Annotated in this window: 11 protein-coding genes; 2 read left to right on the top strand and 9 right to left on the bottom strand. The window is 59.6% G+C overall.

Annotated features, from left to right (window positions below):
* Positions 1-3: 3 nt before the first annotated feature.
* Complete coding sequence (locus IP81_RS11705) at positions 4-1,572, bottom strand: sulfotransferase (protein WP_054108189.1); 1,569 nt, start codon at positions 1,570-1,572, stop codon at positions 4-6.
* Positions 1,573-1,809: 237 nt separating this feature from the next.
* Positions 1,810-2,280: an Lrp/AsnC family transcriptional regulator gene (locus IP81_RS11700; protein WP_054108188.1), complete on the bottom strand. Its 471-nt coding sequence runs from the start codon at positions 2,278-2,280 to the stop codon at positions 1,810-1,812.
* 144 nt (positions 2,281-2,424) lie between these two features.
* Between IP81_RS11700 and ald the strand changes: the two genes are divergently transcribed.
* On the top strand, positions 2,425-3,540 hold the full coding sequence (gene ald / locus IP81_RS11695; protein ID WP_054108187.1) for an alanine dehydrogenase: 1,116 nt from the start codon (positions 2,425-2,427) through the stop codon (positions 3,538-3,540).
* Here the strand turns inward: ald and IP81_RS11690 are convergent.
* The 7 genes from IP81_RS11690 to IP81_RS11660 form a co-directional block, all read right to left on the bottom strand.
* Positions 3,537-4,079 (bottom strand): DsrE family protein, encoded by a 543-nt coding sequence (locus tag IP81_RS11690; RefSeq protein ID WP_054108186.1) that lies wholly within the window; start codon positions 4,077-4,079, stop codon positions 3,537-3,539. The two genes, ald and IP81_RS11690, sit on opposite strands and share 4 nt — an antisense overlap.
* A 46-nt stretch (positions 4,080-4,125) precedes the next feature.
* On the bottom strand, positions 4,126-5,523 hold the full coding sequence (locus IP81_RS11685) for a M20/M25/M40 family metallo-hydrolase (protein WP_054108185.1): 1,398 nt from the start codon (positions 5,521-5,523) through the stop codon (positions 4,126-4,128).
* 134 nt (positions 5,524-5,657) lie between these two features.
* On the bottom strand, positions 5,658-6,512 hold the full coding sequence (locus tag IP81_RS11680) for a p-hydroxycinnamoyl CoA hydratase/lyase (RefSeq protein ID WP_054108184.1): 855 nt from the start codon (positions 6,510-6,512) through the stop codon (positions 5,658-5,660).
* Positions 6,513-6,535: 23 nt separating this feature from the next.
* Complete coding sequence (locus IP81_RS11675) at positions 6,536-7,936, bottom strand: aldehyde dehydrogenase (protein WP_054108183.1); 1,401 nt, start codon at positions 7,934-7,936, stop codon at positions 6,536-6,538.
* A 335-nt stretch (positions 7,937-8,271) separates the two neighbouring features.
* Positions 8,272-9,195, bottom strand: a complete 924-nt coding sequence (locus tag IP81_RS11670) for a DNA-binding response regulator (protein WP_054108182.1) — start codon at positions 9,193-9,195, stop codon at positions 8,272-8,274.
* Between the two features lies 1 nt (position 9,196).
* Positions 9,197-10,846, bottom strand: a complete 1,650-nt coding sequence (locus IP81_RS11665) for an ATP-binding protein (protein WP_231626500.1) — start codon at positions 10,844-10,846, stop codon at positions 9,197-9,199.
* A 187-nt stretch (positions 10,847-11,033) separates the two neighbouring features.
* Positions 11,034-11,237 carry a hypothetical protein gene (locus tag IP81_RS11660; RefSeq protein WP_054108180.1) on the bottom strand — a complete coding sequence of 68 codons (204 nt, stop codon included), beginning with the start codon at positions 11,235-11,237 and terminating at the stop codon, positions 11,034-11,036.
* Between the two features lie 265 nt (positions 11,238-11,502).
* Between IP81_RS11660 and IP81_RS11655 the strand changes: the two genes are divergently transcribed.
* Positions 11,503-12,478, top strand: a 976-nt coding sequence (locus IP81_RS11655; RefSeq protein WP_369800734.1) for a TonB-dependent receptor, incomplete at its 3' end; no start/stop codon positions are given.

Here is a 12,478-nt window from a genome sequence, read left to right as displayed (position 1 = left end):
GTTCTAATCCAGCGGGATGCCGTTGGAGATAAAGAATTCCATGACTTCACCAAGCTGGTGCTGATGCGCGCGCCACCGGCCAATTGCCCGCGCATTGATCGGCTGGCGCACTTGTTGCGCGCTGGGCGTTGCGACTGCGGCTTGGTTGCGGTGGAATTCAAGGCAGGCAGGGTCCCAAGCCAGACCACAATGGGCCAGCATGCGGCGCGATTGCACTTCCTGATCGCCGACCAGTTGTTCGTAGCTCACCTCGTGAATGCGACCGGGAAAGCGCTGCCGCCAGAACCCCATAATCCGCTGGAACATCAGGACGTAGCGTGCGGTGTCCATCAGATCATAGGACCAGCGGTAGTAGGGTGAGCCGGTGGCAAACAAGTGTTTGTAATTGCTCCAGACACTGTCCATCGCGCCGCGCCGCAAGCAGATGATGTTGGCATTGGGCAGCGCTTCGATAATCCAGCCGATGTAAAGAAAGTTGAGCGGAAACTTATCCACAAACCGTAAGGATTGCGCGCCTGTATTTTGGCGCGCACGCGCAAGGTAATGCTCCCCCAAGGTTTGCACAGAAAGGCCCGACATCGCTGTGATGGTCGGTTCATCCAGCACAAGGCGCGAGCGGGTTTTGGCCAGTTGCTTGACCGCCAGAGGCATGGCTTGAAGTTCGCCTGCCGAGGTAACCTCGCGGTGCGATGAGAGTATCCGGTCAACCAGCGTTGTGCCGGTACGGGGCAAGCCGACGACGAACAACGGGGCGTCGGTAAGCGTGCTGTCGCTGACCATCGGCAGCCCATGTGCAAAAGTGTGCCGCAATGCTTCAAACAGCGCTTCGTCTTGTGCAATATCGTAATCGAGCCGCGCGCGATGGGCCTTGTTCCCACGCGCTAGATGGGAAAACGCTTCTTCATCACGCCCCAGATCTTCGAGCGCGGCTGCTGCTGCATAGTGTAGGCGGACGGCATCGACTGGGTCTGGCCCCGTCTGCAATGCTGCCTCAATCTGGTCGACACGCTCTGGCAGGGCTTTACGCTTCAATCCGGCAAGGCCGATATGTGCGCGGCCATGGGCAGGCTGGCGCGCGACAATCGCCTCGTACTGCTCTGCTGCTGCATCGACTTTGCCAAAGAAGCCGAAGGTGCTGGCAAGATTGAAGCGGTATTCCACAACATCGGGCGCTGCGGCCACGGCGCGTTCAAACAGAGGCAGCGCCTCGTCATGCGCGCCGAGACGTGCGAATACGCAGCCGATCGTATCCAGCACGAAAGGATCGGTGCTGGCGCTGGCAACCGCTGCCCTTGCCGCAGCCATCGCCTCAGCCTCACGGCGGGCGGTGATCAGGATGCGCGCTTGTTGGGCAAGGTATTCGGCATTGGCGGGCTGTTCCGCAACCGCCACAGCAATGGATGCGAGAGCATCGCCAATCTTGCCAGATTCAACATGCACAACCGCCGCTACAAATGCCGCTTCGGCATCGCGGGGGTTTTGGCCAAGGGCACGCTCAGCCTCATGCAGAGCGCGGCCCGTCTCACCCGATGCGAGCAATGTGCGCGGTGATGGGTGGGGGATAAGCGTCATCCAGAAACCACGTGCGCAAAAACGCAGGCCGAGGCCGCAATGTTCGCAGCGTGCAGGTGCAGCCTGAGATTCATAGCCGACCTGGGGAAAGGCATTTGATGCTGCACGTGTGATTACCCTGAATGCGCAAAAGCACGCTTGAAATCTTTTTGTTGCTAGCACGCTAGCCCTGCCCGTCCTTGCGCTTCATACGTCAAATGACGCATTCCCCTTTAGAGACAAGAAGGCAGCCACCAATCAGGTGGCGGGCAAGCTCCGCACAGGATAGCCCTGCATCTGTTTGATACGCCGGAGCGAGAAGCTGGATCGCATGGCGGAAACGCCCGGCAAGCGCGCAAGGCAATCGCGGTGGATGCTGTCGTAGTGGCCAAGATCGGCCGCGGCCACGCGCAACAGATAGTCCGCCGTGCCCGACATCAGGTGGCATTCGAGGATATCGTCAAAATCGCTGACCGCGCGTTCGAACCGGTCCATCGCCTCGCGGCTTTGGCTGGTCAGCGTGATTTCTACGAAGACTTCGACCGCCAAACCCAGTTTGCGCGGATCAAGCCGAGCACCGTAGCCTGCGATAATGCCGGATTGCTCCAGCGCCTTGATCCGGCGGTGGCAGGCCGAGGCAGAGAGCGCGACTTTGTCTGCCAGTTCGGCGATGGAAAGCGCCGAGTCGGACTGGAGCGCTTCAAGCAAGGCGATGTCGGCACGATCCATGCAATAAATTCCCGTAAAATCTCTATATCTCGATAAATATCACCATGCAAAGTGAAACCCAAGCCGAGAATAGGCAATTTTTACCGGAAACAACGAGATATTCTGGCGTTCATAGGTGATTGCATGAACCCAAGGAGTATCGCGATGCGAGTAGGCACTGTCCGTGAGATAAAGAACCACGAATACCGCGTCGGCCTGACACCGGAGAGCGCGCGCGAATTGGTAGCGCACGGGCATGAGGTGTGGGTTGAGGCGGGTGCTGGCACTGGCATCGGCGGAAGCGATGCGGATTATCTGGCTGCTGGTGCGGTGATCCAGCCTGACGCCAAGACTGTGTTCAATGGCTGCGAAATGATCGTGAAAGTGAAGGAACCCCAAGCGGTTGAGCGTGCGATGCTGCGCAAGGGGCAGATCCTTTACACCTATCTTCACCTTGCGCCCGATCCCGAACAGACCGCCGATCTGGTGAAGTCCGGCGTCACCGCGATTGCCTATGAAACCGTGACCGGCGCGGGCAATGCCCTACCCTTGTTGAAGCCGATGAGCCAGGTGGCGGGGCGCATGGCCATACAAGCAGGCGCAACCGCGTTGGAGAAGGCCAATGGCGGGCGCGGCGTTCTATTGGGTGGCGTTCCGGGGGTTTTACCGGGCAAAGTGGTGGTGATCGGTGGCGGCGTGGTGGGTGTGAATGCTGCACAGATGGCGGTGGGGCTTGGCGCGGATGTGACGATCCTCGATCGCGATCCAGACGTGCTTGAACGGCTCGACAATCACTTCGAAGGACGCGCGCGGACGCTGTTCTCCGGCAAGGCCGCGCTCGCCAGCCTTGTGGCCGAAGCCGACCTTGTCATCGGTGCGGTACTGATTCCCGGAGCAGCCGCGCCCAAGCTGGTGACACGCGATATGTTAAAAACGATGAAGCCGGGTGCGGTGCTGGTGGACGTTGCGATTGATCAGGGCGGCTGCTTTGAAACGAGCCATGCCACAACCCACGCCGATCCGACCTATATCGTGGATGGCGTGGTGCATTACTGTGTGGCCAATATGCCGGGCGCGGTGGCGCGGACCAGCACTTATGCGCTGAACAACGTCACCCTGCCCCACGCTCTGCGCATTGCCAACATGGGCTGGCAAGCGGCGCTGCGGGCCGACAAGAACCTTGCTGCGGGGCTAAACGTCCACGAAGGCAAAGTGACCTATGAAGCCGTGGCGCGCGAACTGGGTTATGACTATGTGCCGGTGACCGACGTGCTGGCCTAGTTGTCGCGCACGACGCCGTAGCCGCGCGCCATCAGATTGGCGATGGTGATCATGGCCATGAGGTCTAGCTGGACGGCGGGGTGCAGTTCATCGCGGGCATAGCCGTGGCCGAGATAGGACTGGCCGCAAATGCGGATCGACACCCCCGCATTGGCCAGTTCTTCCAGCAAGACCCGGTTCGGGTTGGGCGTGCCATAGCGTTTGGTGTGCGCGGCATCGCTGAGCAGGATGGTATCGGGCGGGCCGTGGACGACGATGGCGATATCCCCCGCCTTGGGCCTTGCGCCACTGGCGGCCATGGCATTGAGCATGGCACCTGCGCGTTGCAGCGTCTGATGGGGCTGCGCCTTGTCCTTGGGCGGGGCAGAGATATCGAACAGGATGCGGTATGCCAGCGCAGGATCAGGCTTTTCCATTGCGCCTGCAAAATCGCGCGGCGTGCCGGCTGAAGGCACGGCCTTTGGCAGCGCCTGCCCCCCAGCCTGCCCCGACACCGGAGCCGCCAGCAACACCGCAAGCGCAAGAACCGCAACACGCATGGCTTGATCCCTTCCTAGAATGTCACACCGTCTGGCCCGTGGGCGATCACTTTGCCAGATCGGTCAGCAAACTAAGGTAATAGGTGATGCCGGGGCGGATGTTGGACAGGCGGGTGCGTTCATTCAGCCCGTGCGAGAAGTCTTCCGAATCCTTGGAGAAGGACGGGCTGAGGCCATAGCTTGGCACCCCGACCGCGCGGAACCACATCGAGTCCGAGGCGCCCGATGCCTGCGACGGGATCAGCGGCACGCCGGGATAGGCCTTGGCCATGGCTTTGGTGACGGCGCTCATCAAATCGGTGCGCAAAGGCGATGCGGGCGACGCGACAGAGCCCTGTGTGACATCGCTGATCTTGACCGCCGGATCGTTCACCACGGCTGCCAGTTCGGCCATGATCGCTTCTTTGGAGTGGCCGGGGAAAATGCGGCAATTGATGTTGGCAAAGGCGCGCTGCGGCAGCGCGTTTTCTGCGTGGCCACCGCCCAGCATCGTGGGGACACAGGTGGTGCCGACTTTGCCGACCATCGAGGGATCGGCGCGCAGCGTGGCGATGGCCGTGGCATCCGCCGGATTGGCCGCAAAAGCGCGCATCGCGGCGGCAATTTCGGGCTTGTCGGTGAAGGCGGCGGCCTTTTCGAAATAGCCCTTGGTGATATCGTTCTGTTCGGCCTTGAAAGTATAGGCCCCCACTTTGGCAAGGGCGTGCGACAACTGGACGATGGCGTTATCGGCGCGCGGTGCGGAGCTGTGGCCACCGGGATTTGTGACTTCCAAGCGGTAATCGGCATATGTCTTTTCCGCGCCTTGCCAGGTCCAGTAGCGTGGCTTGCCGGTGGCCTCGTCCAACGCGCCGCCGCCGCCATCGACGTTGATCACCAGTTCGGCGTTCTTGAGCTTGTCCGCGATGATCTTGCTGGTTGCCATCGTGGTTTCTTCATCGCCGGAAAACTCGATGATGATCGTGCGCTTGGGTTTGAAGCCCTGCCGCCGCAGTTCGATCAGCGTGGACAGCGCCAGCGCGCCATCAAACTTCATATCGCTGGCCCCGCGCCCGAACAGGATGCCGTTTTCCACCACGGGCACGAAGGGATCACGCTCCCAATCCTCGCGCTTGGCCTCGACCACATCGATGTGGCCGGAGATGACCAGCGGCTTGAGCTGCGGGTTTGAGCCCTGCCATGTTGCGATCATGTAGGCCGTGTCTTCAAACGGCGTAATCTCGATATCAGCCGCGCTCCAGCCCGCCGCCAGCAGCGCATCGCCGAAGAGCCTGGCGACATCAATGGTACGGTTGCCTTCTCCGCGAACCGAGCGGATGGCGATGGATTTCATCGCAAGATCAAGCGTCTGCGCCTCAGCCACGGGATAGGTTTTCTCTTTGGCGATGGCAGGGGCTGTGATTGCCACCGAAGCGGCAAGTGCTACGCGGAAGAACTTGATCATGCAGGCGACTCCTCTTTTCCTCACGCTGGCCGCAGTGTGGCTGGCACGCAACCACTTTTGCGAGGCGGTGCAAAAGCAAAAGCCCCGGCCGCTTGCGCGACCGGGGCTTTTTGCCGTGCTTTGCAGACTGAAGCTCAGCCGCTGACTTTGCTCGTGTCAAAAGTCTCAAGACCGGGCTTGAAGCTCTTTTCATCAAGGAACTGGCGGGTAGCTTCCTTGCGAGCGGCGGCGCCACCAAAGCTGTGGAGCGCTTCCTGTGCACGAATCTGGTATTCCAGCCCGTTGTCATAGGTCATGTCAACCATGCGGCGGACGGCAAACTTCGTTGCACGAAGCGCATGGCCATCCTTCTTTTTGAGCACTTCACAGATTTCAAGCACACGAGCCTTGAGCTGATCGGCAGGCACTGCTTCGGTCACGAGGCCCTGCTCTTCGGCTTGCTTGCCGGTCAGGTTTTCGCCCATCATTGCATGATACATGGCCTTGCGGAATGGCATAAGTTCTTGCGCAACCTTTGAAGCGCCACCGCCGGGAAGGATGCCCCAATTGATTTCCGAAAGACCGAACTGTGCATCTTCAGAAGCAATAGCGATATCGCAACCGAACAGCGGGCCGTAGCCGCCGCCAAAGCACCAGCCGTTGATCATCGCCACGGTTGGCTTTTCATACCAACGCAGACGCTCAAACCAGCCGTAGCTTTCGCGCTGCGATTGGCGGATCATGCCAAGGCCTTGCGCTTCGGTTTCGCGGAAGTACTCTTTCAAGTCCATACCAGCGGTCCAGGCATCGCCCTCACCCGTGAGAACGAGCACGCGGACATCATCGCGGAATTCAAGCTGTTCAAGCACCACCTTCATACGGCGGTTGAGCTTGGGGCTCATGCAATTGCGCTTTTCAGGGCGGTTGAACTTTACCCAAGCGATGCCGTTTTCAACGGTGAAGGCAACGGTATCTTCTTCGGAACGCTCGATTTTTGTCTGTTCGGTCATGGTCTGTCCTATTGGGATAATCGTTAAATCGGGAAGTGGCCGGGCTGGGTTTCCATGGTGATCCAGCGCAGCTCGGTAAAGCTGTCGATCCCGGCCTTGCCGCCGAAACGGCCATAGCCGGACGCGCCGGTGCCGCCGAAGGGCATCTGCGCTTCATCGTGAACGGTAGAGCCGTTGACGTGGCAAATGCCGGAGTGGATCTGGCGGGCAACGCGCAGGCCACGGGCAGCATCGCGCGTGAACACAGCGGCTGACAGGCCATATTCGGTGTCATTGGCCAGTTCGATGGCATGGGCTTCATCGCGGGCATGGATAATGCCGACAACAGGGCCGAAGCTTTCATCGCGGAACAGCTTCATCTCTTGCGTGACGCCATCGACGACGTGGGCGGGCATGAGCACGTTGTGTGTTGTTTCACCGCCATTCAACAATTGCGCGCCATGGGCGACCGCATCGGCGATGAGGCTTTGGCAATGGGCAACGGTCTTGGCATCCACCACAGCACCCAGCGGCGTTTTGCCTTCGCGCGGATCGCCAACGGCGAGCATATCGACTTTGGCCTTGAAGCGGGCGGCGAAATCGGCGGCGACGGACTGGACGACGATGATCCGCTCGGTCGACATGCAGATCTGGCCCTGGTTCATGAAGGCACCGAAAGCAGCGGCCTTGACCGCTTCATCAAGATCAGCGTCTTCAAGCACGATAAGCGGGGCCTTGCCGCCCAGTTCGAGAAGGCAGGGCTTGAGATGCTCGGCCGCGCGCTTGGCGATGATCCGGCCCACGGCTGTGGAGCCGGTGAAGTTGATGCGCTTTACCGGCTTGGCATCAATCAGGGCACCGACGACTTCTGGGGCATCGGTGGGAGCGTTGGTGACGACGTTGACGACACCTTCGGGGAAGCCTGCATCGGCAAAGGCTTCGATGATCAGCGAATGGGTGCGCGGGCACTGTTCCGACGCTTTGAGGATCACCGCGTTGCCGCATGCCAGCGGCACTGCAATAGCGCGGACGCCAAGGATAATCGGCGCATTCCATGGGGCGATGCCAAGGATCACGCCAACGGGTTCACGCAGCGCCATGGACACGCAGCCGGGCTTGTCCGACGGGATCACTTCGCCCGCAATCTGTGTGGTAAGGGCAGCGGCTTCGCGCACCATCGAGGCCGCAAGACCGAGGTTGAACAGCGCCCAGCCTTTGGTTGCGCCGATTTCCCCCATCATCGCTTCGACAAAAGCATCGGCGCGGGCTTCAAGCGCGGTGGCCGCTTTCATCAGCACGGCGCGGCGGGCGTTTGGCCCCATGGCGGCCCATGTGGGAAATGCTGCCGCTGCGCGCGCGGCAATAGCTGGAATATCTGTCGCTGTCATAGCTTCTGCTTGTGAAGCAACTGCGCCAGTCATCGGGTTGATGCGTTCAAACAACATTCCGTCTCTCCCTTTATGTTATGTTTTATAGCAATCTCTTATGAGCCACGCAACCCAAGATTGGAGAGCACCTCAAAACAGACAATATTGGGAGATCGGCTGGGAAAGGTCGCCAGAATTGCATTTATTGCAACTGAGGACCTGTGTTTCACACTTGCACAAAAACCCGTCCTGACCCAATCAGGACAGGCCTTTCAGGCATCCTCTCCCAAACTTTCAAGGGCCGCCCGGCAACGGAGCGGCCCCTTTTTTGGGTTGTTTTTCGGATCAGGCAAAAAGCCGCAGGCCAAGGCTTTGGCCCCTACCCGTTGAGGCAGGTGCGCAGGTTTTGCGACTCAGCCGCCCAGGACCTTGATGGCCATTGCTGCTGCGGCGGCGCGTGTTTCGACGCCGAGTTTTTCGTAAATGCGCTCAAGGTGCTTTTGCACGGTGCGCGGGCTGATCAGCAGCACTTCGGAAATCATCCCGTTGGATTTTCCATAGCTGATCCAAAGCAGCACTTCGGCTTCGCGATCGGTCAATGACAAGCGCTGCTGGAGTTTGGTGACATCGGCCTTGGGGTTTAACTCGTTCAGGCGGATCAGGATTTCGTTCTCGCGGTACTGCGCGATAATCACCAGTTCGAGCGTGTTTTCGCCCTGATCGACTTTGGCCGATGCGCCTTGCGGGGTGCTGCTGCGGCCCAACAGGCGTTCTAATGGGGCACGCAAGATGCTTGGCAACGCGCCCTTTTCGCGGTTCCAATCGGGACTGACGCGGCTGATGGCCTGTTCGGCCATCGGCGTGCACCAGAGCAGCAAGCCGCGATTATCGGTGGCCATCATCAAACGGCCCGTTGCGTCAAGTCCGGCAGCTCCTGCCTGCATCGCGCGGGCATGGCCGATATGGACGCGCACACGGGCCAGCAATTCGTGGACATTGACCGGTTTGCGCAAGTAATCGACGCCGCCAACCTCAAAACCTTCGATCACATGTTCGTTTTCGGTCAATCCGGTCATGAACATCACGGGCACATGGACAAGATTGGGCCGCGCCTTGATCCGGGCGGTTGTTTCAAAACCGTCAAAGCCGGGCATAACGGCATCCATCAGGATGAGATCGGGCACGACATGTTCGAGCAGATCGAGCGCCGAATTGCCTGAAGTGGCGACAAGCACGGTGATCCCTGCCCCCTCCAACGTATCGGTCAGGAAACGCAGGGAATCGGGTTTATCGTCAACGACGAGGACTGTATCGCGCCGTGCGCTGCCGCCACTCATCCTACAAATCCTCCAACGTCCGCCCGAGCCCGGTTAGATCGAATCGGTCAAGGCAGTCGTAAAGCTTGGCAACCAGCGGGGCAGCATCCGGGGCTGCACGCTCAAGGTTGCGAATTTCATCTTCCATTGCGCGTACATGCCCGATCCGTACAAGCGATTTCAATTGCTCTATATGGGCACGCGCCGTTTCAGACAGCGTAATCGGTTCCGGTGTCGATACATGTCCGATACAAGGTGCTTGCTTGGGCCAAGTCCAGTTAACGGTTAGCAAACGCCCCAGCACATCGATCAGCACAGACAAATCTATCGGCTTGAGCAGGAAATGGTCATGGTCCGGCGCTTGCCCGCCCAGTCCGTGCCGTTCATCGGCATTGGCCGAAAGCATCAGAATGGAAATGCTGCGGCCATGCACCGCCCGCATGTGTGCCGCTGTTTCCCAGCCGGAAATGCCGGGCATGCTGACATCGAGAATCACGGCATCAAACTGGTCGCGTTCGGCCATAGCTAAGGCTGTATGTCCGTCGGTAGCATAGGAGATATCAAAGCCGAGTTCGCCCAAGGCGTTGCGCAGCAGGGACAAATGATCGGGGTTATCATCCACCAGCAGCAATGAGCGGCGTTTGCCAGTGTAACCCGTAGGGCGCAGCACGGCCCCTGCCTTGCTTTCAACGAAACCGGAAACTGGCGGCATGAGCAGGCGCAGTTTGAAACTGGAGCCCTGCCCCGCCACGCTTGCTACCTGCAAATCGCCACCCAGCATCTGCACGATGGCACGCGAAATCGCCAGACCAAGTCCTGCACCGGAATTGCCGCCATGCGCGGTATCGCCACTGCGTTCATAGGGCGCAAAGACCTGCTCGTGCTGCGCCTCGCGGATTCCGGGTCCGGTATCGCGCACTTCGAAGGTGGCGGTCTGCCCGGACCAATCGAGCGCGAGCACGACTTCACCGTGATCGGTAAACTTGACCGCGTTCGACACCAGATTGATCAGCACCTGCCGCACCCGGCGCGTGTCCATGCGGACAAATTCGGGAAGGCGGTCGGGCAACTCACACCTGAAGCTCAGCCCTTTTTGCTCAGCCTGGGGGCGAAACATCTCTGCCACTTGCTCAACCAGCGGGGCAAGGCGCACGACCGCGCTATCGATCCGGACGACACCTTGTTCAACCGAAGCGATATCAAGCAGGCCTTCGACCAGATTGGTCAGATGTTCGGCGCTGCGCCGGATGACACGGGCAGCGTCTTTGGGATCAACCGAAGCTTCTTGTTCGATCAATTGCGCATAACCGTAAATCGCGTTCAGCGGTGAGCGGATTTCATGGCTTATATTGGCAAGATAGCGACTTTTGGCGGCGCTGGCAGATTGTGCGGCTTCAAGATCACGTGCCAATTGCAGGGCAATTTGCGGATCGGCGGATCTATGATGCAGTGCAATGCCCCCGCCCGAGACAAGCAGGCAAAGGCCGATGAACGCGGCAAGGTGAACGCTCCAGCTTTCGCCGGGAAAGAACAGGTGGAGAATAAAGAGCGCAAACGTGCCAAATGCGATGGTTGGCAGACCAAACTGCACCAAACGTGCAATGTTAGATGCGCGATTAGCCTCAATAGACTTATCGCGTAAAGGCGCGTGGCTGACTCGGCCAAGGTTCACCTTTGGACCCGATTCAGACGATAGACCAACCTTGTTTGGTCCTTTGCGCAAGTGACCATCTTAAAAACCCCATGCGCCCGTTGTTGTTATTGGTGCGCTTCTCGATTGTGCACTGCAAACGAATGTAACTCAACCCCCCGAACGAACAGAGGGCATTAGCAAGCGCGGCGATGCCGCCACGGAGGGCTCAGATAACCTGATCGCGCTGCAACCGCTGCAACAGGCGCTCAGCAACAGAATGGCGGATCGCCTTGCCTTCGCGCAGCTTCACCCATGTGTTCAGGCCAATGCCGAAGTGGTTTTGAATAACCTCCGGCTTTTGGCTTTGCAGGACCGAAGCCATTTTGTGGACCACGGTGGACTCAACCTGGGTAAGACGTTGGATAGTCATGATTCCTCACATGTTCGGTTTCTGACGTCACCATATTTTGCAGCGCAGCACTTGGGATACGTCATTTACCGCATGTCATTTTCGTACAGATGTCATAAATTTGGAAACTTATATCGGCCTTCCGGATAGATTCAGGAATCAGGCAGGTTTCGCGCTTTCGGGCAAATACAAGCGCTTACCTCATGCCATTTTCGCATTAGCGAATCGCCACGGGCGGACTATGGCCACTCCACCCCGCGCTTCAGCGGCCCCTTGGAGTTTTCTGATGCGGCGAATCGCTTCCGTTGCGGCACTGACTTTGCCGCTTCCTGCACTTATGCTCCCGGCGTTGGCGATGGTTGTGCCGACATCTGTGCAAGCGCAGGAAATCGTCGTGATCGGAGCAGGTTTGGAAGCGCCGCCCGCTGCGCCTGCCTACAACATCCAGACCATTGACCGCGACCGCTTGCTGGAGGCAGCATCCGGCAGACTTGAAGATGCTCTGTCTTCAGCCGCCGGCTTTCAGCAATTCCGCCGGTCCGACAGCCGCGCGTCAAACCCGTCGGCGCAAGGCGTTACGCTGCGCGCCTTGGGCGGCAACGCCACCAGCCGCACCCTGATCCTGTTGGATGGCGTGCCCATGGCCGATCCGTTTTTCGGCTACATTCCTTTCAGCGCCATCGCCCCCGAACGCCTTGCGGCTGCCCGCGTGACGCGCGGTGGCGGTGCGGGTGCGTTTGGTGCGGGCGCAGTTGCCGGTATAGTCGAACTCGACAGCGCCAATGCGGACCAGCTCGGGCTCGTGCAGGCCAGCTTGACTGGCAATGATCGCGGCGAAACCGAATTGTCGGGAACGCTGGCGCCAAAGCTGGGCGAAGGGTTTGCGGTTGTCTCAGGGCGCTGGGATAGGGGCCAGGGCTTTTGGACGACGCCGGTTAACCAGCGCGTGCCCGCCAGCGCCCGCGCCGCGTTCGATGCGTGGTCGGCAGGTTTGCGCGCGGTTGCACCGATCACGCCCGATATCGAACTTCAGGCACGCGGACTGGTGTTTGAGGACCGCCGCACCTTGCGGTTTACCGGTGCCGACACATCATCAACCGGGCAAGACGCTTCGCTGCGTCTGGTGGGCCGGGGCGACTGGGCGTTTGATGTGTTGGCCTATGTGCAGGCGCGCAATTTCTCGAATATCGTGATCAGCTCGACGAGTTTCCGCAAGACTTTGGACCAGCGCGCCACGCCGTCCACCGGCCTTGGTGGCAAGG

The organism is Novosphingobium sp. AAP83 (assembly GCF_001295795.1).
Taxonomy (GTDB): Bacteria; Pseudomonadota; Alphaproteobacteria; order Sphingomonadales; family Sphingomonadaceae; genus Novosphingobium.
Note: the sequence above shows the minus strand (reverse complement) of the source record. Positions and strands in the feature narration are given on the sequence as shown.